Source organism: Mycobacterium sp. 236(2023) (assembly GCF_029623955.1).
Lineage (GTDB): Bacteria > Actinomycetota > Actinomycetes > Mycobacteriales > Mycobacteriaceae > Mycobacterium.
This window is the reverse complement of record NZ_JARSBP010000002.1, coordinates 1,294,390-1,316,324: the sequence shown is the minus strand read 5'-3', so window position 1 is coordinate 1,316,324 and position 21,935 is coordinate 1,294,390. Positions and strand designations below refer to the sequence as shown.

General features: G+C 66.8%; 20 protein-coding genes. 6 read left to right on the top strand and 14 right to left on the bottom strand.

Annotation, left to right across the window (positions count from 1 at the left end; genetic code table 11):
• Nucleotides 1-46: 46 nt before the first annotated feature.
• The 6 genes from P9A17_RS08810 to P9A17_RS08785 are packed head-to-tail and all read right to left on the bottom strand — an operon-like array spanning nt 47 to nt 6,846.
• Complete coding sequence (locus P9A17_RS08810; RefSeq protein WP_278038166.1) at nt 47-781, bottom strand: N-acyl homoserine lactonase family protein; 735 nt, start codon at nt 779-781, stop codon at nt 47-49.
• A complete protein-coding gene (locus P9A17_RS08805) occupies nt 781-2,358 on the bottom strand; it encodes an ABC transporter substrate-binding protein (protein WP_278038165.1) in 1,578 nt (525 codons plus the stop codon). Before P9A17_RS08805 ends, P9A17_RS08810 begins: the two co-directional genes overlap by 1 nt.
• Nucleotides 2,355-2,999 carry a cysteine hydrolase gene (locus P9A17_RS08800; RefSeq protein WP_278038164.1) on the bottom strand — a complete coding sequence of 215 codons (645 nt, stop codon included), beginning with the start codon at nt 2,997-2,999 and terminating at the stop codon, nt 2,355-2,357. Before P9A17_RS08800 ends, P9A17_RS08805 begins: the two co-directional genes overlap by 4 nt.
• Nucleotides 3,000-4,004, bottom strand: a complete 1,005-nt coding sequence (locus tag P9A17_RS08795) for an ABC transporter permease (protein WP_278038163.1) — start codon at nt 4,002-4,004, stop codon at nt 3,000-3,002.
• Nucleotides 4,005-4,006: 2 nt separating this feature from the next.
• On the bottom strand, nt 4,007-4,876 hold the full coding sequence (locus tag P9A17_RS08790) for an ABC transporter permease (RefSeq protein WP_278038162.1): 870 nt from the start codon (nt 4,874-4,876) through the stop codon (nt 4,007-4,009).
• On the bottom strand, nt 4,876-6,846 hold the full coding sequence (locus P9A17_RS08785) for an ABC transporter ATP-binding protein (RefSeq protein WP_347403836.1): 1,971 nt from the start codon (nt 6,844-6,846) through the stop codon (nt 4,876-4,878). The genes P9A17_RS08790 and P9A17_RS08785 overlap by 1 nt, the downstream gene beginning before the upstream one ends.
• A gap of 259 nt (nt 6,847-7,105) precedes the next feature.
• On the opposite strand from P9A17_RS08785, the gene P9A17_RS08780 reads away from it, so the two are divergent.
• Together P9A17_RS08780 and P9A17_RS08775 are read left to right on the top strand one after the other, a co-directional pair.
• Nucleotides 7,106-7,732: a TetR/AcrR family transcriptional regulator gene (locus P9A17_RS08780; protein WP_278038160.1), complete on the top strand. Its 627-nt coding sequence runs from the start codon at nt 7,106-7,108 to the stop codon at nt 7,730-7,732.
• 147 nt (nt 7,733-7,879) lie between these two features.
• Entirely contained in the window at nt 7,880-8,926 is a 1,047-nt protein-coding gene (locus tag P9A17_RS08775; protein WP_278038159.1) for an NAD(P)-dependent alcohol dehydrogenase, read from the top strand.
• 59 nt (nt 8,927-8,985) lie between these two features.
• Here P9A17_RS08775 and P9A17_RS08770 read toward each other — a convergent pair whose 3' ends face one another.
• On the bottom strand, nt 8,986-9,324 hold the full coding sequence (locus P9A17_RS08770) for a DUF3349 domain-containing protein (RefSeq protein WP_278038158.1): 339 nt from the start codon (nt 9,322-9,324) through the stop codon (nt 8,986-8,988).
• 188 nt (nt 9,325-9,512) lie between these two features.
• Between P9A17_RS08770 and P9A17_RS08765 the strand changes: the two genes are divergently transcribed.
• A complete protein-coding gene (locus P9A17_RS08765) occupies nt 9,513-11,096 on the top strand; it encodes an APC family permease (protein WP_278038157.1) in 1,584 nt (527 codons plus the stop codon).
• On the opposite strand, the gene P9A17_RS08760 is transcribed toward P9A17_RS08765, so the two are convergent.
• From P9A17_RS08760 to P9A17_RS08750, 3 genes are read right to left on the bottom strand one after another with little or no spacing between them, the layout of a single operon-like run.
• On the bottom strand, nt 11,093-12,076 hold the full coding sequence (locus tag P9A17_RS08760; RefSeq protein ID WP_278038156.1) for a xanthine dehydrogenase family protein subunit M: 984 nt from the start codon (nt 12,074-12,076) through the stop codon (nt 11,093-11,095). The two genes, P9A17_RS08765 and P9A17_RS08760, sit on opposite strands and share 4 nt — an antisense overlap.
• The gene (locus P9A17_RS08755; protein ID WP_278038155.1) at nt 12,073-12,603 is read right to left on the bottom strand and encodes a 2Fe-2S iron-sulfur cluster-binding protein; all 531 of its coding nucleotides are present in this window, start codon (nt 12,601-12,603) and stop codon (nt 12,073-12,075) included. Before P9A17_RS08755 ends, P9A17_RS08760 begins: the two co-directional genes overlap by 4 nt.
• Nucleotides 12,600-14,825: a xanthine dehydrogenase family protein molybdopterin-binding subunit gene (locus P9A17_RS08750; protein WP_278038154.1), complete on the bottom strand. Its 2,226-nt coding sequence runs from the start codon at nt 14,823-14,825 to the stop codon at nt 12,600-12,602. The genes P9A17_RS08755 and P9A17_RS08750 overlap by 4 nt, the downstream gene beginning before the upstream one ends.
• Nucleotides 14,826-14,950: 125 nt before the next feature.
• On the opposite strand from P9A17_RS08750, the gene P9A17_RS08745 reads away from it, so the two are divergent.
• Nucleotides 14,951-15,604 carry a response regulator transcription factor gene (locus P9A17_RS08745; protein WP_278038153.1) on the top strand — a complete coding sequence of 218 codons (654 nt, stop codon included), beginning with the start codon at nt 14,951-14,953 and terminating at the stop codon, nt 15,602-15,604.
• On the opposite strand, the gene P9A17_RS08740 is transcribed toward P9A17_RS08745, so the two are convergent.
• Nucleotides 15,601-15,951, bottom strand: a complete 351-nt coding sequence (locus P9A17_RS08740; protein WP_278038152.1) for a response regulator transcription factor — start codon at nt 15,949-15,951, stop codon at nt 15,601-15,603. The two genes, P9A17_RS08745 and P9A17_RS08740, sit on opposite strands and share 4 nt — an antisense overlap.
• A gap of 160 nt (nt 15,952-16,111) precedes the next feature.
• On the opposite strand from P9A17_RS08740, the gene P9A17_RS08735 reads away from it, so the two are divergent.
• Nucleotides 16,112-18,244 carry a PAS domain-containing protein gene (locus tag P9A17_RS08735; protein ID WP_278038661.1) on the top strand — a complete coding sequence of 711 codons (2,133 nt, stop codon included), beginning with the start codon at nt 16,112-16,114 and terminating at the stop codon, nt 18,242-18,244.
• Here P9A17_RS08735 and P9A17_RS08730 read toward each other — a convergent pair.
• Complete coding sequence (locus tag P9A17_RS08730) at nt 18,236-18,835, bottom strand: TetR/AcrR family transcriptional regulator (protein ID WP_278038151.1); 600 nt, start codon at nt 18,833-18,835, stop codon at nt 18,236-18,238. The two genes, P9A17_RS08735 and P9A17_RS08730, sit on opposite strands and share 9 nt — an antisense overlap.
• 71 nt (nt 18,836-18,906) lie before the next feature.
• Here P9A17_RS08730 and P9A17_RS08725 point away from each other — a divergent pair, with 71 nt between their 5' ends.
• Nucleotides 18,907-20,487, top strand: a complete 1,581-nt coding sequence (locus P9A17_RS08725; protein WP_278038150.1) for an FAD-binding protein — start codon at nt 18,907-18,909, stop codon at nt 20,485-20,487.
• Nucleotides 20,488-20,489: 2 nt separating this feature from the next.
• Here P9A17_RS08725 and P9A17_RS08720 read toward each other — a convergent pair whose 3' ends face one another.
• Both P9A17_RS08720 and nrdF read right to left on the bottom strand, forming a co-directional pair.
• Entirely contained in the window at nt 20,490-20,813 is a 324-nt protein-coding gene (locus P9A17_RS08720; RefSeq protein WP_278038149.1) for a hypothetical protein, read from the bottom strand.
• A 112-nt stretch (nt 20,814-20,925) separates the two neighbouring features.
• Nucleotides 20,926-21,900 carry a class 1b ribonucleoside-diphosphate reductase subunit beta gene (nrdF, locus tag P9A17_RS08715; RefSeq protein ID WP_278038148.1) on the bottom strand — a complete coding sequence of 325 codons (975 nt, stop codon included), beginning with the start codon at nt 21,898-21,900 and terminating at the stop codon, nt 20,926-20,928.
• Nucleotides 21,901-21,935 lie beyond the last annotated feature (35 nt).

Sequence of the window (21,935 nt, the reverse complement as noted above, 5' to 3'; positions counted from 1 at the left end):
TCGTGGCCGGGGATCAGCGGGTAGCCCTTGTCCTCGGCGAGTTTCTTCAGCCTGCGGATCGGTTCGATCGTCTCCTCCGTTCGACGTCGATGTAACCGCCGATCGCGAGCTCGTTCTCGATGTTCTCGGTCAGATCTGCGGCGTCGAAGGCGAACACATACCCAGCGGCTCCGTCGCCGACGACGGACTCGTCGAGTTCGACGACAAAGCTCTGATGCCCTGGCGTGTGGCCGTACGTCGGCACTGCGCTGATGCCCGGGGCGATGTCGGCCTCGCCGTCGGCGAGCTGCCAGTCGATTCTCGGGTCGTCGAAGTCGACGCGGAAGATCGCATGGCGTTCGGGTTCTGGATGGTTGGACAAACCGTATTCGAGCTCGCGCCGCTGCGCGTGCACGGGAACCCTGCCCGCGAACAACTTCAGGCCTCCGGCGTGGTCGACGTGGAGGTGGGACACCGCGACGAGGTGAATGTCGTCGACATCGATTCCGATGGCGGACAACGACTCTTCGATCGGCTCACCCGGGCCTGGCAGCAGCGGCTGGTACTCCATGCTCGGGAAGTACCGCCGATGCAGATACGGGTCGCGGATCAGCGCGGTGTTGAAGCCGGTGTCGAGAAGCACCCAGCCGCCGTCGGTCTGCAGCAGCACGCCGGGCACCGGCTCCCGCATCCGCACCTCGGAGGACGCGCCGTGTACCGATACCGATTTCGGCAGATCCTCCCACCCGAGCGTCAGAAGGACGATCCGGCGTACTCCGCTCTTGCGGACCAGTGTCGCCATCAGCCCACCGAGAGTCCCGCCAGCCGCAGTGAGTTCGGGTTCGTCACCACATGGCCTTCCTCGACGCCCTTGAGCCACGGTTGCGCGACCATGAAATCGTCGACGTCGGCGACGTTGAGCCAGCACCCGGTATCCGCAGCAGCCGCCGCGGCCTCCGAGAAGGCCTGTGCGTCACCGGTTTCCAGCCCGCGGGCCAAGGCGGCCGTGATCGGCGGAGCCGAGCATCCCAGATAGTTCAGGCCACCGTCGGGATCCCAGGAGATGTGCCCCCACGTGTAGGGAGACGGAGCGTCCGGCCATGCCAGCAACGTCAGCACCTCGGGGGCATCCATCCCGTCCCCGCCGATCCACTCGTAGATCTGCGATGTCGGGTAGCTCTGCACCGTGGCGGTCAGGCCCGCGGCCGCCAACTGGGTCTGGATCAGGTTGCTGACCAACTGATTGTCGGGGTTGCTGGAGTCGTAGCCGATCGTGACCGCTTTCTGGTCTGCCGGCAGCCCACCGGCGATACCCGACAGCACCGACGGGTCGTGGGCGACACTCTGTGAGGCCAGGTCACTGGCGATCATGTTGGGCGGGTAGAGCTGGTCGGCGACTTCACCGCGGCCGAAATAGGTTTGTTTGACCAGCTCGTCCACGTTGACCGCCTGCAGCAAGGCCTTGCGGTTCGTCGCGTCGGTGAGCATTCCCTTGTGCGGGTTGACGTAGAGGTAGTTCGACATCATCGTCGGCAGCGAGTAGTTCGCGAACGCGTCGTTGTCGAGGTAGGACTGGACAGCCGACGACGGCAGGTCGTGCAGGATCGCCGCGAGCTGGCCGTTGTTGAACTGCAGCTGTTGAGCCGACACGTCGGTGATGACCGGGATCTCGACCTTCTCGAAATACGGCTTGTCACCCCAGTATTCGGGGTACGCCGCCAGCTCGTAGCGTGAGCCGACCTCCGCGGCGGTCAGCGTGAACGGGCCGGTGCCGAGGTCGTGGTTGGTCAGGTAGGTCTGCGCGTTGTCGGAGCCGGCGTTCTTCGCCAGCCCCTCCGGGCTGAGCATCCGCGGACCGTAGGGGCAGGCGAGATAGTCCAGGAACGCCGAATTCGGGGCCTTCAACGTGATCGTGACGTCGTAATCGCCCTGGGCGGTCACCGATTCGACGTCGGCGACCATGTAGGCGGGGCCCTGGTTGACGGCGAGCCGGCGGTCGAACGACGCTTTGACCGCCGCCGATGTGAACGGGGTGCCGTCGTGGAACGTCACGCCCTCGCGCAGCTTGAACGTGAACACCTTGTTGTCCGGCGACGCGGTCCACTCGGTGGCCAGCAGGGGTTCCAGCTCCGGCGTCTCGGTGCCGGCCTTGTACTGGAGCAGTCCTTCGTAGGTGTTGGTGGTCAGCAGTAGACCCTGCCCTGCGTAGAAGATGTCGGGGTCCGGCGGCTGTCCGGGATCCTGCAGGAACGACAGGTGCAGCACCTTGTCCGTCGGGGCCGCATTCGGGGTGGTGGTTCCGGAGTCCGAACCGCCGCAGGCGCTGAGAGTCAGAACTGCTGCGGCGCCGACCGCCGCAAGCGCACGGAATCTGATCATCGTGAGGCTCCTTCGAGGACGGGGGCAGAACTCAGTGTGGAGAAGGCGGCGAGGATCTCGTTTGTGGTGCGCAGGGCACCGGTCTGCAGGTACTCCATCGCGTCGAGTGCCGCGTCGTGGCGGTACTGCGACGAGCCCCCGACGCAGTCGGTCACGACGCGGACGTAGAAGTCGCGCTGGTGCGCGTCGGCGAACGTGTAGTGCACGCACACGTCGGTGAGGCCGCCGATCAGGATCAGCGTCGAGGCCTTCAGTCCGGACAGCACGATCTCGAAATCGGTTCCGATGAAACCGGAGTAGCGGCGCTTGACGATGTGGAACTCGTGGTTGGGGCCGTCGAGGTTGGGCCGAAGCGTGGGCTCCAGGTCGGTGCCGGGACCACCTTCGACGCAGTGCACCCCCTCGGTCCCGTCGAGTTCTCTGCCGAAGTCGATGCCGCTGGGGCGATGCACCTCCTGGAAGAACACGATGGGCACGCCCGCGTCTCGCGCTGCGGCGACCAGTCGCTCGGCCCGCCCGACACGTTCGGCATGGCCCGGCATGACGGGGATGCCGGCGTCGTCGGCGGACATGCCTCCGCCCTCCTGGATGTCGACGACGACGAGGACGGGATTGCCCACGATCAGTGGTTGTTTCGGCACCTAACCTCCTGTGAGTGCGATACGCGGGTCGGCGGCGGCCTGGAGCAGATCCACCGCGGTGTTGATGACGACATAGAGCGCGCCGAGCATGAGGGTCACACCGGCGATCGCCGGGAAGTCCGCGACCGGGATGCTCTGCGCGATGTACTGGCCGATGCCCGGCCACCCGAACACCTGCTCGACGACGAGGACTCCCGAGAACATCAGCCCGATCTGCAGACCGGTCATCGACAACGCGGACCCGACGGAGTTGCGCAGGACGTGGCGCGCCATGATCTGCGACTCGGAAAGCCCTTTGGCGCGAGCGGTTCTCGCGTAGTCGCTGTCGATGTCGCCGAGCAGGCTGCTGCGCAGGACCCGCCCGATGGCGACCGCGGGGCCGAGTGCGATGACGAGTGCGGGCAGGATCAGGTGGTGCAGCGCGTCACCGACGACGTCGAATCGACCGTGGACGAGGCCGTCGACCGTCAGCAGCCCGGTCGGTCCGTCGGGCGGGTTCGCGATGCCGATGCGGCCGTTGGCCGGCACCCAGCCCAGAGTCTTGTAGAAGACCAGCAAGCCGAGGATGCCGAGCAGGAACATCGGTGCCGATGAACCGGTGAACAATACGGCCCGCAGGACCCCGGCGCCGCGCCATTTCAGCGTCGTGCTGAAGGCCAGCAGGATCGCCAGCACGATGGCTATCGCGATGCCGTACAGCGCGAGTTCGAGTGTGGCGGGGAAGAAGTCGCCCAGGTCCGACAGGACCGGATGCCGGGTCCGGTACGAGGTGCCCAGATCCCCTGTGACGGCTCCGGTCAGATAGTTCCAGAACTGAACCAGCACTGGCTCGTTGAGGCCGAGCGCCTCCCGCCGCGCCGCGACGGCCTCCTGGGAGGCCTGCGCCCCCAGCTGAGCTTTGACCGGGTCCAACGGAGAGATGTTCTGGAGCACGAACATCACGCCGGTCAACGCGACCAGGATGAGCACCATCGCGCCCAGCCGGGTCGCCACGAAGGTCTTCATGTCTAGCTCGTCTTCATCAGGTTGCGCAGGCAGTCCCCCGCGACGTTGGCGACCAGCGCGAGTACGAGCACGCCGAGGCCGGGCATCACCGGAATCCACCACTGCTGCAGGAAATAACTGAGGTTGCGGGCGGAGTCGGCGCCCAGCTCCGCCGCCGGGGCGGCCTGTCCGAGGCCGAGGAACGACAGCGCGGCCAGGGTCAGGATCAGCGTGCCGATGTCGAGGCTGGCCGCGACGAGCGTGTTGGGCACGGCGCCGGGCAGCAGGTGCCTGCCCGCCAGCCGAAGCGGGCTCACCCCTGCGAGTTTCGCCGCTTCCACGTGCGGCCGCGCGGCCAGCCTGGCCACTTCTCCGCGCACGAGTCGCGCATAGAACGGCCACCACACGATCGACACCGCGAACAGGGTGTGCAGGAACCCGGGCCCCAACGCGGCGACGACAGCGATCGCGAGCACCGGCGCGGGGATGGACAGGAACGCATCGGTGATGCGCATCAGCACGGTGTCCACCCAGCCACCCGCGGTCCCCGCGACGAGCCCGACGAAACCGCCGATCGCAACGCCGATCGCGACGACGGCCAGGGCGGCGAACCAGCTCGATCGTGCTCCGTAGAGCACGCGCGAGAGGATGTCGCGGCCGATGCTGTCGGTGCCGAGCAGGAAACCGTCGGTGCCCGGTGGTTGCAGCGGCATCCCAGCGGGGGTGAGCGGGTCGTACGGCGCGAGCACAGGAACCGCGACGCAGACCAGAGTCACGACGATCACCAGCGAGAAACCGACCCAGTTGATCACCGTCGAGCGCGACTGCGGCAGCGCCAACAGGCGGCGTTCGCGGCCGCGGACGGCCGGAGCGGCAGGAAGGGCGACAGCCATCAGACCGCCTTCCGCTCGATGCAGGCGACCTGATGCGGGTGGCCGGGGAAGCCCTCGAGCCGGACGTCGAGTTCGATTCCACTGCAGGCGTCGACGGAGATCGGGCACCTCGGATGGAAGGCGCATCCGTCGGGCGGCGACAGCGGGCTTGCGGGTTCGCCTGCCAGAACGTGGGATTCGCGACCGAGGTCGGGGATGGAGTCGACCAGCGCACGGGTGTACGGGTGGGTCGGGTCACCGATCACCTGGTCGGCCGGGCCGAGCTCGACGATGCGCCCGAGGTACATGACGGCGATGCGGTCGGCGATCACCCGCGCCACCGAGAGGTCGTGGGTGACGAAAACGACCGACATGTCCAGGGTTCGGCGCAGGTCACTGATCAGGTTCAGCACCGACGCCGCCAGTGACACGTCGAGCGCGCTGGTCGGTTCGTCGCACAGCAGCACCGACGGCGGTACGACGGTCGCCCTCGCGAGCGCCACCCGCTGTCGCTGCCCGCCTGAGAGCTGACCCGCACGCGATTTCGCGACCTCGCCGGACAAGCCCACGCGTTCCAGCACGGCTGCGACGGCGTCGGCCCGCGCGACGCGGGACATCCCGCTGCCCCGTAGGCGTTCGCCGATCAGCTCTCCGACGGACAGCCACGGCGTCAGTGACGCGCCCGCATCCTGAAACACCATCTGCGGCCGCGTGTCACCCGCGAGGGCGACCTCCCCCGAGGTCGCCTTCTCAAGCCCCGCGATGACCCGCAACAGCGTGGACTTGCCGGATCCGCTCTCGCCGACGAGCGCGACGGACTCGCCATGTTCGACGCGCAGCGAGACGCCGCGCAACGCGTGCAGCTTGCCGTGGTTGTCGGCGGAGCGGTCGAGCCAGCGCCGCGACACCGAGAACGTCTTCATCACGTCCCGCAGTTCCACCGACGGCGGATGCGCCGCGTCGTCACCGCACGGCTGGGACGGGACGGGCTCGTCGGTGGTGGTCGACGCAGCTCCCAACCGTGCGGTGACCTGCGCCATCGGCAGCACACATGCGCTGACCCGATCGGCGCCGACCGCAATCGGGTCCGGCGGAGCCTTGGTGCATTCGTCAGTGGCCAGCTCGCACCGAGGTTCGAACGCACATCCCGGTAGCGGCGTCACCGGACTCGGTACCGACCCCGGTAGCGCGGCAAGGCGACGGTCACGGGCGGTCTCCAGCGTCAGCCTGGATCGCAGCAGCCCGTGGGTGTACGGGTGCGCCGGATGTCCGAGAAGCTCTGCAGTCGGCCCGATTTCAGCGATGCGGCCGGCATAGAGCACCGCGATCCGATCCGCGATCTTTGCCGCGACACCGAGGTCGTGAGTGATCAGCACGATGCTGCAGCCGATTTCGTCCCGCAGGCGTTGCAGGAGGCGCAGCACCTGCGCCTGCACGGTGACGTCGAGTGCGGTGGTCGGTTCGTCGGCGACGATCAGTTCGGGATCGCCGGCGATGGCGATGGCGATCATGACACGCTGCCTCAGCCCGCCGGAGAGCTCGTGAGGGTAGGACCGCATCCGCCGCTCGGGGTCGGGAATCCCGACGGCGCCGAGCAGGCGAAGCGCTTCCTCTTCGCTGCCCGTGACCTCGGCAACCTGCCTGCCGATCCGCATCGTCGGGTTCAACGACGTCATCGGGTCCTGGAACACAGCGCCGAGATCCAGTCGACGCACTTTGCGCAGGGTCTTCGCCTCGAACTCGGGCATCCCCTTCAGCATGTCGGATCCGGCCACCCGCACACTGCCGTCAGTACGGGCCTGCTCGGGCAGCAACCCCAGCATGCTGAAGCCCAAAACGCTTTTACCGGAACCTGATTCGCCGACCAGACCCAGGATCTCCGAAGGCGCGATGGACAGCGAGACGCCTCGCAACGCGTGAATGTCGCGCCCGCTTCTGGAAAACGTGACGTGGAGGTCGCCGACCGTCGCCACCGGAGCGGTCGTCGGCATCCCAGGAGTCACCGCGCGCGGGTCGACCGCGGATACCGTGATTCCCATCAGAGCACTCCAGGGGGTAGAAGACACTCGTGCGACCCGCCACTGCGTCGCCTGCCTGTCGGTTGACAGTTTTGCCGAGAGGCGACACCGGTGGGTGTCGCTGGCGTAACCAATTGACGCCCGGGGTAACCGGCGCGTATCCGACGTTTCTATCGCGTGACAGATATCTGGGAGCCTGCCGTTGATCGATTCCGTGGGCGACGATGGGACCATGCCTCTCGCCCGCGCCGGCCGGCCGCGTCTGCACGCGCAACGCCGTCCGGGCACCACTGCGCGAGACGAAATCCTCGATGCCGCGGGCGAACTGTTCACCACCCTCGGGTACGCGGCGACCTCCACCCGCACCATCGCCGAATCCGTGGGCATCCGGCAGGCGTCGCTCTATCACTATTTCAAGACCAAAGACGACATCCTCTGCGCGCTCCTGAGCCAGACGGTCACACCCACGCTCGCGTTCCTCCCAACGCTTCGCGATGCTCGGCCGGCGCTCACCGAAGCCCAGCAATTGCATGCACTGGCGGCGTTCGACGGGCAGCAACTGCTCAGCGGTCGCTGGAACCTCGGCGCGCTGTACCTTCTACCGGAGCTTCGCGACGCGCGGCTGGAGCCGTTCTTCTCCGAGCGTGAGCGGCTCCGCCTTCACTACCTGCAGTTGAGCCTCACGATCGTGGGGCATACCGGTGTCGACGAGGCGGCCGCCGACCTGCCGTTCCGGCTGGTCGAGTCGCTGGTCAACATGTGGTCGACGGCCGACGGCGTCCAGCGCTCACAGCTTCCGGTGCACGTCGCGGACGCCTGCCTCCGTGTCCTGGGCTTCTCTGACATCGCGTCGGCGTGACGTTCGCAACTATCTTCGGCCTACAGGATCGGAATGAACCTGGACACTCTGTACGTTTTTTCGGATGAGACCGCAACGGCGCGGAACGTTTTGTCGCGCCTCGTAACGGGGTAGGCGAATACCACTGAAGATGACCGAAAGATTGAGATGAGCACCGTTACCGCTTATGCAGCCCCCTCGGCGACCGAGCCGCTGAGCAAAACCACGATCACCCGCCGCGACGTCGGCCCTCACGACGTCTCACTCGACATCCACTTCGCCGGCGTATGCCACTCGGACATCCACACGGTGCGCGGCGAATGGGGCGGCGTCGAGTACCCCATGGTTCCTGGCCATGAGATCGCGGGGATCGTCACCGAAGTCGGATCGGACGTGACCAAGTTCAAGGTCGGCGACCGCGTCGGTGTCGGATGCTTCGTCGACTCCTGTCGCGAGTGTGAGTACTGCCTCGCCGGCGAAGAGCAGTACTGCAACAACCCCGGCATGATCGGCACCTACAACGGCACCGGACGCGACGGCCAGCCGACGCAGGGTGGCTACAGCGGCGCGATCGTCGTCGACGAGAACTACGTCCTCAACATCCCGGACTCCATCCCGTTGGACAAGGCCGCTCCCCTGCTGTGCGCCGGCATCACCACGTATTCACCTCTGCGGCACTGGAATGCGGGCCCAGGCACCAAGGTGGCCGTCATCGGCCTCGGCGGTCTCGGGCACCTCGGCGTCAAGCTCGCCGCTGCGATGGGTGCTCACGTCACGGTTCTCAGCCAGTCGCTGAAGAAGATGGAAGACGGCCTGCGACTCGGCGCCTCCGAGTACTACGCGACCAGTGACCGGGACACGTTCAAGAGCCTGAAGGGTTCCTTCGACCTCATCCTGAACACGGTGTCGGCGAACCTCGACCTGCAGGACTACCTCGGCCTGCTCAAGCTCGACGGCACGTTGGTGGAGCTCGGCATGCCCGAACATCCGATGGAAGTGCCTGCGGCAGCGCTGATCTTCGGCCGCCGCCGGCTATCCGGGTCGCTGATCGGCGGCATCGCCGAAACCCAGGAGATGCTCGACTTCTGCGCCGAACACGACGTGACTCCCGAGATCGAAATCATCGCACCCGATTACGTCAACGAGGCGTACGAGCGCGTGCTGGCCAGCGACGTGCGCTACCGGTTCGTGATCGACACCGAATCCCTGCGCTGACGCAGCACGCGGCCCGCGCCACCTCCGCGTGGTGCGGGCCGAGCTGTGTTCTGTTGGCGTCAGCCCTCTTTCGAGGATGTGTCGGTGTCGACACCGGCGAGCGGCCAGCCCGCCGCCGCGAGCCGTGACGCGACCCGCGCAACGTTCTCCGGCCCCGCGTCGTGGTGTGTGACGTCTTTGATGAAGGCGGCGATCTCATCGGTGTCGATGGGGCCGTCCGCAGTGGCCGCCGGGCCACCGCCCGTCAGATTTCCGATGACCTCTTTGACCTGCTCTTCGGTCAGTGGGGTGGCGCGCAACAGCGACAACAGCGGTACCCGGTCCGGGCCCGGAACGCCCTCCGGGTAGCCGGCGCGGAGCCAGTTCAGAATCGACTGCAGCAAGGACATGGCGCTCACGCAACCAGTGTCGCCTCCTGTCTTCGTGAGCGCCATGAGCGCGGCGCAACACCAATCTGAAAGGTCGCTGGGAACTCTGTTAAGAGTGAGTGACCACGGTTGTTGCATGGTCTATACAGTGCAAGGCTCTCTTCGGTCTGCAGCGCGGCAGGCGCTCGATTCACCGCAATTCGAAGCAGGAGACCTAGATGGCGACTGATTCCGCAGCCGTCGAGCCCGCCGCACCGGCGGGCTTGAAGAAAGGCGCGATCGGCATGGTGGCGGTCATCTTCATGGCCGTCGCGAACGCGGCGCCCATCACCGCGATGACCGGCAACACACCGATCGCGGTGGGCTACGGCAACGGGCTCGGCGCGCCCGCCGGGTTCCTCTTCGCGACGATCATCCTGACGCTGTTCGCTCTCGGCTACGTCGCGATGGCCAAACACATCACCACCACGGGAGCCTTCTACGGCTTCATCTCCCACGGCCTCGGTCAGGTGTGGGGCATGGCCAGCGGCTTCCTCGCCACCTTCGCCTACGTGGTCTTCGAGGGATCGCTCATCGGCGGGTGTGCCTACTTCGCCAACGACGCGCTCAACACGATTGTCGGAGTGGACATTCCGTGGCTCGTCTTCGCTGTCGGAGCGATCCTGATCATCGCCGCGCTGTGCTACTTCCACATCAGTTTCACCGCCGCCATCCTCGGCGTGACGCTCGTGGCCGAGGTGCTGATCCTGTTCGCCTTGGCGTTCTCCGTGATCTTCTCCGGCGGTGGTCCCGACGGGTTCATGCTCGACAAGACCGTGCTGCTGAACAGGGCGTTTGAAGGCCTGCCCGGCGGCGCGTTTGGAACGGCCGCGGCGGCCGGATCGATGGCGATCGGCCTGTTCTTCGCCTTCTGGTCCTGGGTGGGGTTCGAGACCACCGCGGTGTACGGCGAGGAGTCGCGCAACCCGAAGAAGATCATCCCGCGGGCCACGCTGATCGCGGTGATCGGACTCGGACTGTTCTACACGTTCATCTCGGCGATGGTGTTGGCGGGCAACGGCGCCAAGGCGTCGGTGGAGGCGTCGATCAGCGCCTCACCGCTCGACCTGTTCTTCGGACTGGTGGAGACCAACCTGGGCGGGTTCCTGCTGGACGTCTACAAGATCCTGCTCGTCATCGGCTCATTCGCCTGCGCGCTGGCCTTCCACAACGCGGCGTCGCGCTACCTGTTCGCTCTCGGGCGCGAAATCCCTTCTCTCACAGCGCAGAAGACTATCGGCGCCGCGCACCCCAAGCACGGATCGCCGTACATCGCGTCCACGCTGCAGAGCGTCATCACGTTGGTGATCGTGTTGTTGTTCGCCGGCTTCACCGCGGTGCAGGTCCCCGACGCCGACGGCATCCCCGTGGACACTCCGGCGCTGGTCCCGTATGTGAACATCTACGGCCTGCTCGCGCTGATCGGCACCGCCGCGATCCTGCTCGTACAGGCGATCTGCTCAGCCGCCGTGATCTCGTACTTCTGGGCCCGCAAGACGCACTCCGGCAACGTCATCACCACGCTGATCTGCCCCGCGATCGGCGGTGTGGCGATGCTGTATGTCGTGTGGCTGTTGTGGGACAACCGCGCTTTCGCCGCCGGGCTTGCCGCGAACTCGCAGGTGTTCAAAGTCGGCCCGTACATGATCCTCGCGGTGTTCGTCGTCGGTCTGGTCTACGCGCTGTGGCTTCGGTATTCGCGTCCGCAGGCGTACGCCGAGATCGGGCGAACCGTCATGGAGGACAGCCACGAGCGCGCCTAGACTTCCGCGGCCCGGGTCAGTGCACGCACCACACTGTTCTTCGCCAGTGTGACCTTGAAACCGTTCTGGCTCAACGGTGTTGCCCCGGCGAGGGCCGCCTCGGCGACCGCCAGAAAGGTCTCTCGCCGCGGCGGCTTGCCGATCACCACGGATTCGGCCGCAGGCACTCGCCACGGCATTGCGGCGACGCCACCGAGAGCCACCGCCGCTGATCGGATCTCGCCGCCGTCGATGTGCAGCGCGGCGGCGACGGACACCAGCGCGAACGCATAGCTGTGCCGGTCGCGAACCTTCAGATACCAGGTTCTCGGTCCGAACGGAGACGGTGGCAATTCCACGGACAGGATCATCTCGCCTGTGCGGAGACCGTTGTCCCGATGAGGTTCGGCGCCTGGTGTCAGGAAGAACTCGCCGATCGGAAGTGCTCGTGCCCCGTCCGGCCCGGACACGTGGAGCACGGCGTCCAGCGCAGTGAGGGCCACGGCCATGTCCGAGGGGTGGACTGCGACGCACGGCGACTCGGTGCCGAAAAGGGCATGTTCGCGGTTGAATCCGTCGCGGGCACCGCAACCCGACCCGGGCGTCCGTTTGTTGCATTGCGCGAATGAAGGGTTCATGAAGTACGGGCATCGGGTGCGCTGCATGAGATTTCCGCCGATGGTCGCCATGTTGCGGATCTGTGTGGTGGCGCCCGACAGAATGGCCTGCGAGAGCATCGGATACCGGGTGCGCACCAGTGTGTGGTTCGCGACAGCGCTGTTCGTGGCGCCCGCGCCGAGCAGGACGCCACCGGTAGGGGTTTCGGCGATCGTGTCGAGGCCGAGTCGGCGGACGTCGACGAGCACGTCGGGATTCTCGACGCCCGACTTCATCAGATCGAGCAGGTTCGTCCCGCCGGCGTAGTAGCGGGCGCCGGGCACCGATCCGCTCGCGATCGCCTCGGACAGCGTCTGTGGGCGCCGGTAGTCGAAGACCTTCATGATGGAAGGCACACCGAGGCGATCGCGGCGACGATGTTGGCGTAGGCACCGCAACGGCAGATGTTGCCTGCCATCCGTTCCCGAATCTCATTCTCCGACAGGGCTTCGGGACCGCTGACGACGTCACTGGACGGGCCGTCGAAGGACGCCGCGGACAGGTCGCCGCGCGCGTGTTCCCGTAGCATCGCGCGCGCCGAACAGAGCTGACCAGGCGTGCAGTAACCGCACTGGAAACCGTCGTGCTCGATGAACGCCTCCTGCAGCGGGTCGAGACGGTCGCCGGCGAGACCTTCGACGGTACCGACGTCCGCACCGTCGATCGACACCGCCAGCGTCAGGCAGCTCAGCACCCGCTCGCCGTCCACCTCCACGGTGCACGCACCACAGAGACCGTGATCGCAGCCCTTCTTCGTGCCCGTGTGAGCCAGTCGCTCCCGCAGCAGATCGAGCAATGTGGACCTGACATCGACATCGGCTTCTCTGCCGACCCCGTTGACGGTCAGCCGGACATGGCGGGACGGTGTCACAACCACTGCTCCTCGAATGGTTCCAATAGGGCTTCCAGGGTTATCGGCAGTTCCCGCAACCTCTTTCCGGTTGCGTGGTGAATCGCGTTGGCGATCGCTGCGGGTACGCCGCAGGCCCCGATCTCCCCGATCCCGCGCACGCCGATCGGATCGAGCCCGTAGTCCGCGCCGTCGACGAACGTGATGTCGAACGCCGGCCGGTCGGCATGCGTGGGGACGTAGTACTCGCCGATCATCTGCCCGGTGGCGGGATCGGAGGGCAGCCGCTCCAACAGCGCCATTCCCACGCCGAACGTGATGCCGCCCATGATCTGGTTGGTGGCCAGCTTCGGGTTGAGCACGCGCCCACAGTCCATCACCGCGACCCAGCGGGTGACCGTGGCCCGACCGATGTGTTCGTCGACCTCGATTTCGCAGAAGTGGGCGCCGAACGACTGCGACACCACGCGGTCGTCGGGCACATCGTCGGTGTGATGTGTAAAGCTCAGCAGCGCAGCCAGTTCGGGGCCTCCTCGGGAAATCGCCGCTGCCAGGTCTGGTCCGCTGACCGGACTGTGCGCCCCGGGACGGGAGGCCGCCAGCCACTTCTCGAATCGCCGCCGCCACTCCTGAGCAGCGCCGTGGACGGCCGTGCCGACGGTCGCGGTGGTTTGGGAGGCGCCGCTGTACGGGGCGTCCGGGAACGCTGAGTCGCCCGAGTCGAACGTCACGTGGGACAACGGCAGACCGGTGCCGTCGGCGGCCAACTGAGCCATCACAGTCCGCACGCCCGTGCCGATCTCATGCGTCGCGGCACTGAACCGGATCCGCCCGTCGTCGCCAGTCTCGACACGGCAGCCGGCCGGCATCCTGCGGCCCGGGTAGGTGGCGGTCGCCATCCCCCAGCCCACACGAACACCGTTGCGCTGCATGGCCCTCGCTTCGGCGGGACGCCCGGCCCAGCCGAATCGCTCCGCCCCGGCCGTGTAGCACTCGGCCAGGTGCGCGGCAGACCACGGACGGCCGTTGGTCTGATCGCGATCGGCCAGGTTCGCCAGACGAAGCGCCACGGGATCCCGTCCGGTCGCAAACGCCAATTCGTCCATCGCGACTTCCAACGCGAACAGGCCGGGTGCTTCCCCCGGTCCCCGCATGAAACACGGTGTGGGCGCGTTGATCCGCGCGACCGTATGCGTCACCTGCAGCCGCGGCGAGTGGTATAGGAATCGTGACGAGAGCCCGGCCGGCTCGCAGAAGTGCGCGACGGTCGATGTTTCGGTCACCGTGTGATGCTCGGTGCTCGCGATCGATCCGTCGGTGCCGCAGACGAGCGCGACGCGCTGCTCGGTCCGCGGCCGGTGTCCGGTCGAGGTGAACATCTGGTCGCGGGTCAGCACCAGCTTGACCGGGCGATCCACCGCGCGGGCGGCCACCGCGCACAGCACCACATGCATCCACAGGAAGCTCTTCGAACCGAATGCCCCTCCGACCAACGGCGACAGCACCCGGATGTGGTCTTCGCGCATGCCGAGATAGGCGGCCAGGACGCGACGCTCGCCGGCGATCCACCGTGTGGTGTCGTGAATTGTCAGGTGGTCGCCGTCCCAGTGCGCGATCGTCGCCGACAGTTCGATCGGATAGTGCGCATTGAGGGGCGTCCGGTACGTCGCCTCGACGGTGGTCCCGGCAGGCGCGGCGTCCGGCCCGCGGCGATCCTGCAGTTTCTCCTCGACGAGCTTGACGAAATGGTCTGGGCGATAGGCGCCGTGGCGGATCATCGCACCTGGCGTGTCATCCGCCGGCGGCCCGGCCCACACGTCGGCAGCACTCAACTGGGCGGGTGATTCGACGTAATCGAAGGCCATCGTGGCTGCGGCCTCGGTCGCGTTCTCCGGTGAATCCGCGACCACAAGCGCCATGTGCTGGCCGGCGTACTGCACGGTCAGGTCGGACAGCGGCGGCCGGCGCTCGAGAGGAAAATCCCACGTCAGCGCCTCCGGAAGTGCCTGCAGCCGTGGACAATTCAGCGGCGTCAGCACATGCTGCACCCCAGCCCGGGCGGCGGTCCGTCGCTCCGCCTCAGACACGGACTCGGCAGTGACGCGACCGTGCGCGATCGGGGACTGCACCAGCGCCGCGTAGAGCACCCCGTCGATTCGGGTGTCGGCGGTGTAGCGCGCGGCGCCGGTGACCTTGTCGACTCCGTCGACGCGGTTGACGGATCGCCCGACGGAATGTGCCATGGCTCCAGCTTCGCGGATGAGCAGCCTCCGCGTCGTCACTACTGCCGGGACTCTGTGGTTACCGCTAGCCCCCATTCCGCGCGGTAGCACTGCCGTTTCGGCTCGCGGTGCGAGAATGTGGCGCTATGGGTGCCCTGAAAGTGGTCGTCGCCGACGATGATGTGCTGCTGCGCGAGGGGCTGGCCAGCCTGCTGGATCGTTCCGGATTCGAGATCACCGGGCAGGCGGGCGACGGCGAGGCGCTGCTGGCCGCGGTCCGCGCGCAGAAACCGGATGTCGTGATCACCGATATCCGCATGCCACCGACGCACACGAACGAGGGGCTCGACGCCGCGCGGGTGATCCGCGAGGAGTCTCCTGAGATCGGCATCGTCGTGCTGTCGGCCCACGTCGAGGTGGACCACGCGATGGAGCTTCTGGCCGGCGGGCACGCGATCGGCTATCTGCTGAAGACCCGGGTCACCGACGTCACCGATTTCGTCGAGACGTTGCAGCGGATCGCCAACGGTGCATCCGTGATCGACCCGGCCCTGGTGGCGGAGCTGGTGTCCGCGCGCAAGCGCGACGATCCGCTGGCGGCGCTGTCGACGCGCGAGCACGAGGTGCTGACGCTGATGGCGGAGGGCTTGTCGAATGCCGGGATCGGCCGTCGGCTGTGGGTGACCGAGGGCACCGTGGAAAAGCACGTGCGCAGCATCCTGACCAAACTGAATCTGCCCGAGACGGGTGACAATCACCGCCGCGTGCGCGCCGTGATCATGTATCTGGAATCGCGCTAGGGCTGCTTGTCGAGCAGTTCCCGCACGGCCCCGGGCGACAGCGCAAATTTCGGCAGGAAACCCAGCGCCGGGCTTGCCGCGATCAGGTCGGCGAAGTCTTGTTCGTCGTGGGTCGAGGTCAGGATCACCGCGACGTCCTTCAGGCGCGCGGCGACGTCGAAGCCGCTCTCGGCGCCCAGGTCGACGTCGACGAGGGCCACGTCGGGCCGCAGTTCTTCGGCCTGCAGCATCGCCTCGGCACCGTCGCAGGCCATGCCGACCACCTCGATTCCGCCGCGTTCGAGCATGGCGCGGGCGGCATCGCGGAAGGCGGCACTGTCATCGACGATCAGGCAGCGCGGACTCATGCTTCGAGCTTGTCAGCCGCAAGCGCCGATGGCATTCCCGTTAACGGGAATCTTCTCCGATTACCATCTGTCGGTGACCTGGCAATCAAAGCCGGCCCGCTTCCTCGAGCAGGTCGTGCGCTCCCCGGCTCGGCCTCTGGGCCTCGGCATCGCCGTCGCGATGGTCCTACTCACCGCCGAGGTGCTCACGGTCTTCGCGCTCAAGAAGATCGCCCCCGAGAACGCGTTCGGCGCCCTGCTGCTGCTCGGCGTGCTGGTGGTGTCTGCCGGGTGGGGCATCGGGTTGTCGATCGCCACCTCGCTGGCCAGCGCCGCGGTCTATGCGTATCTGCATCTGGAGGGGCAGGACAGCCTCGCCCCCGCCCTGGCGATCTTTCTCACGCTGGCGTTCCTCACCAATGGGCTTGTCGGCCAGGCTCGATTACGTGCCGCGGAGGCCGAGCAGCGGCGCCGCGAGGCCGACCTCTCTGCCGACCTGGCCCGGGTCATGTTGCGAGCGCCCGCGTTGGGCCCGGCGCTCGACGACGCAGGCCGGCGTCTGGCCGACGTGCTCGGAATTCCGTACGCGCAGTTGTCCGTCGGGTCCGCCGAACCGGGCGCTGACCAGATCGTCATCGAGCTCCGTGACGAAACAGAGCTCACCGGAACACTTCTCGTCCCGAAAGGTCTGCGCCCGGCCTCGGTGCGGCGGGTGCACCGCATGGTGCCGGCATTGCAGGCGCTTCTGGCTGCCGCGTGCGACCGCGAGGGAATGACCGCGGAGCTGGAAGTCAGCCGCCGCGAGTTGGAGCGCTTCTTCGCGGTCGCGACGGATCTGCTGTTTCTCGGTGTCTCGCCTGCCGGAACCGAAGCCGAGGACGGCGCCGCGCGGCTCACCCGCGTCAATCCGGCATTCGAGCGGACGCTGGGGTATTCGGCGGCTGAACTCGTCGCCCGTCCGCTCGTCGATTTCATCCACCCCGACGATCGGGACACCACACGCGTCGCGCTGGCGACGGTGCCCGGGGCAGACGGCGCCATCCAGTTCGAGAATCGGTGCCGGCAACGCGACGGAACCGTGCGCTGGCTGGAATGGAATGTCGTCTTCGATCACGGTGTGCTGCTGGGCGGGGCGCGCGATGTGACGGAGCGCAGGCAGGAACAGGACCGCCTTCGGGCGACGCGGGCTCAGCAGGCGGCTCTGCGGCGGGTCGCCACGCTGGTGGCCCGGGGTGCCGCGTTGGAGGATGTCTACGAGGTCGCCGTGGCGGAGCTGGCGGACAGCCTCGGGGTCGAGCACGTCACGCTGGCCGCCTTCGAACCCGACGATGTCGGCGTCGTCCTGGCCGGCCTGAATCGTGGTGGCGAGTCGGGATGGGATGTCGGAGAGCGTTTCTCGATCGAGGACGGCACCGTCAGCGATCAGGTCCGCCGCACCGGAAACCCGGCTCGCATCGACGACTATGACACGACGTCGGCTCGGATCGCGCCCCGGCTGCGGGGGTTCGGGGTGCGCGCGGGCGCAGGGGCCCCGCTGATCGTGGACGGCCGAACCCGCGGCGTGTTGCTCGTCGGATCGTATGTCCCGCACGGCATTCCCGATACCGCCGAGGCACACATCCGCGACTTCGCCGATCTCATCTCGACGGCCATCACCAATGCCGAGACGCGGGCGGAGCTCACCGCATCCCGAGCACGCATCGTGGCGGCGGCTGACGAGGCCCGGCGTGGGTTCGAACGCGATCTCCACGACGGCGCCCAGCAGCGCATCGTGTCGCTGAGCCTGCAGCTGCGCGCTGCCGAAGCGGCGGCCGAAGGCGACGAGGAGTTGCGGTCGCAGCTGTCCACGGTGGTCGACGGTCTTGCCGGGCTGCATTCCGATCTGCAGGAGTTGTCACGGGGTCTGCACCCTGCGGTGCTGTCACGCGGTGGGTTGCGGCCGGCGATGCGGAATCTGGCGCGCCGGTCGCCGGTGCCCGTCGACCTCGATGTCGACGTCGAGCAACGCCTGCCCGAACCCGTCGAGGTGGCGGCGTATTACGTTGCCGCAGAAGCATTGACGAATGCGGCCAAGCATGCGAATGCCGAGTCGGTCACCGTCCGGGTCGAGCTCACAGAGGATTCCGACGGCGGCAGTCTGCTGCACCTCTCGGTCTCCGACGACGGGGCGGGCGGCGCTTCCGCCGGCGGCGGGTCGGGATTGGTCGGTTTGCGCGACCGGGTGGAGGCGTTGTCGGGAGAGCTGACGGTGACGAGCCGTCCCGGCGACGGCACCCAGATCAGCGCGATCATCCCGGTGAACGGATCAGCCTGACGGCGCCAACCCGTTCATCAACAGCTCGACGACGCCGTCGGCGACCGTTTTCTCGGACGTTTCGGAGTCGATGACGTTGTGCAGCATGGCCGTCAGGATCACGGCCCCGAAGATGCTGACGGCGTCACTTCCCGGATCCCGCACGGCCCGCAGCGAACCGTCTTCGGCACCGGCCCGAAGCACTCTGGTGATGGGGTCGTAGAAAACTTCCTGGACCGCTGTCGCGAGTTCGGGCAGCCGGATCGCGCGGCCGAGGTCGCCGACGAGCGCCCGGCTGGAGCCGGGCCTGCGCATGGTGTGCTGGACGTGCACGCGGATCACCGCCGCGAGGCGGTCCCGGCCCGAGCCCGCGGAGTCGGCGGCGTCGGCCACTTCTGCTGCCATCACTGCCAGCGAGTCTTTGAGCAGGAAGGCGAGGATCTCGTCCTTTCCGGCGAAGTGGTAGTACAGCGTGGCCTTGGGCACTCCGGACGCCTTGGCGATGTCCTCGATCTTCGTGTTCTCGAGCCCCTTGGCCGCGATGACGTCGGACGCGGCGTACAGCTTCGTCGCGACCGAGGCCGGAACCTGCCGCCGGGATTGCTCGCTCACACACGCAGTGTACGAGGCGCTAGACTCCGACTTTGTACTTTGAGTACAAACTAGGAGTTTAGGAATTGGGTATGGACGCTTTTCACGCTGATGTCGTGGTGGTCGGATACGGCGCGGCCGGGGTATGCGCCGCCTTGGAGGCCAGGTCGCGCGGTGCCGATGTACTCGCCGTGGACCGGTTCGACGGCGGTGGCACAACCCAGGTGTCCGGGGGCATCATCTACGCCGGCGGCGGGACGTGGGTGCAACATGACGCGGGAATCTCCGACAGCCCCGAGGCGATGTATGCCTACCTGGAAGCCGAGATCGGCGACGCGGTCCGACCCGAGACTCTGCGCCGGTTCGTGGACTCCAGCCCGGCGATGATCGATTGGCTCAGCGGGCACGGCGTGCCGTTCGAGGCGTCTCTGTGCCCGTACAAGACGTCCTACCCGAACAACAAGTACTACCTGTACTTTTCGGGTAGCGAGAACTCCGGCCGGTTCCGCGCCGTCACCCCACCGGTCCAGCGGGGCCACCGCGCCAGAGGGGCGGGTGCGTCGGGCAAGAAGATCTACCAGCCACTCGCCGCATCAGCGCAGCGCCTCGGTGTCCGCACGCAGTTCCATACTCGCGCAACATCTTTGCTCACCGATGCGGACGGGCGGGTGGTGGGAGTCCGCGTCCGAACCCTCGTCGAAGCTCCGCGCGGCGTCCGGTCCCGATACCGTCGCTACGCCGCGCTGGCGATCAAGCCGGGCATCTACTACCCGCCGCTGCGGGCTGCGATGGACAGGCTCATGCACGGGCTGGAGCGAAAGTATGGGCGCGAGGTCGTCATCCACGCCCGTCAAGCGGTGATCCTCTCGACCGGCGGATACATCGCCAATCGGGAGTTGATCGCCGAGCACGCGCCCGAGTATCTCGACGGACTGCAGCTCGGCACCTCCGCCGACGACGGAGCGGGAATGCGCTTGGCGACCGACATCGGCGCGGCCGTCGACCGTCTCGATAACGTCTCGGCGTGGCGCTTCATCACTCCCCCGAGCGCCTTCCTCGGTGCACTCATCGTCGATGAGCAGGGACAGCGATTCATCGACGAAACCCGATACGGCGCCGCGGTCGGACACGCGATGATCCAGGAACACGGTGGCCGCGGCTGGATCCTGGCAGATGACGAACTCCTGCGGCGGGCGCGCAAAGACCTTGCCCGTCAGGCGATCTGGTTTCAGCGTCTTCAGATGGAAGCCATGCTGCGCGTCGACCGCGTCGAAGCCGACACTCTCGCCGAGGTCGCACGCAAAGCCGGCGTCGACCCCGAGGGTCTGCGTCGAACGGTGGACGCGCACAACGTCGCGGCCACCATGGGCGACCCGGACCCGATGGGCAAACCCGCCGAGTTCGTCCGCCCCGTGGGTCGCGGACCGTTCTCGCTGATCTCGATTTCGGTGAAACCGAGCCTGATCAACCCGTGCCCGATGTTCACCCTCGGTGGTCTCGTCGTCGACGAAGACACCGGCGCGGTGAAAACACCGTCGGGAGAACCCATCCCGGGCTTGTTCGCCGCAGGCCGCACCGCGGTCGGCATCTGCGCCAACTCGTATGTCAGCGGACTGTCGTTGTCCGACTGCGTATTCTCCGGGCGCAGGGCCGCCGAGCACGCGCTCCGGTAGCGCTACTTCTTGCGCTGACTCTCGGCGTATTCCTCAGGCCGGTTCTTCTTCATCCACGCCCGCATCGGCCAGAACAGCACCCACAGCACCGGATACACCGTGATGTAGAACAGACCGTAGACCGCCAGGCAGCCGAGGATTCCGAGTACCCAGCCGGGGTAGACGACGATCAGGCAGAACTGGACAAACTGTTTGAGCACCACGGGTTGGCCATCGGCCATGTGCCACACCGTCTTCGGGCTCAGCGCGCTGACGAGCACCCGCCAGGTGGATGGCTTCGGCTCGGGGGCAGGTTCCTCCACCGCGTCGCTCACAGGCTCGGTCATCGCCAGCTCCCCCAGGCCACGAAGCCGCCGACGGCAGCACCGATCATGGGTGCTTGTCTAGCACACAGATTGGACGCCAGCCAGCAGAAGCGCCTCACCGCCCGGGCAACCCTTAGAAGTCCCAGTCCTCGTCTTCGGTGTTGACGGCCTTGCCGATCACGTACGACGAGCCCGACCCGGAGAAGAAGTCGTGGTTCTCGTCGGCGTTCGGCGACAGCGCCGACAGGATCGCCGGGTTGACGTCGGTCTCGTCGCGCGGGAACAGCGCCTCGTAGCCGAGGTTCATCAACGCCTTGTTCGCGTTGTAGCGCAGGAACTTCTTGACGTCCTCGGTCAGCCCGACCTCGTCGTACAGATCCTGCGTGTACTCGACCTCGTTGTCGTAGAGCTCGAAGAGCAGCTCGTAGGTGTAATCCTTGAGTTCCTGGCGGGTGGACTCGTCGGCCAGCGCCAACCCCTTCTGGAACTTGTAGCCGATGTAGTAGCCATGCACGGCCTCGTCGCGGATGATCAGCCGGATCATGTCGGCGGTGTTGGTCAGCTTGGCCCGGCTGCTCCAGTACATCGGCAGGTAGAAGCCGGAGTAGAACAGGAAGCTCTCCAGCAGGGTCGAAGCCACCTTGCGCTTGAGCGGCTCGTCGCCCTTGTAGTACTGCATGACGATCTCGGCCTTGCGCTGCAGGTTGGGGTTCTCCTCGGACCAGCGGAACGCGTCGTCGATCTCGTTCGTCGAGCACAGCGTCGAGAAGATGTTGGAGTAGCTGCGCGCGTGCACCGACTCCATGAACGCGATGTTGGTGTACACCGCCTCTTCGTGCGGGGTCAGCGCGTCGGGGATCAGGCTCACGGCGCCGACGGTGCCCTGGATGGTGTCCAGGAGCGTCAGGCCGGTGAAGACCCGCATCGTCAGCTGCTTCTCGTGCGCGGTCAGCGTGTTCCAGGACGGGATGTCGTTGGACACCGGCACCTTCTCGGGGAGCCAGAAGTTACCCGTGAGGCGATCCCAGACTTCAGCGTCTTTGTCGTCCTGCAGGCGGTTCCAGTTGATGGCCGAGACACGGTCGATCAGTTTCATGCCATCGCTCACAAGAACCCCATTTCACCTGCGAAAAGTAGTCGTGC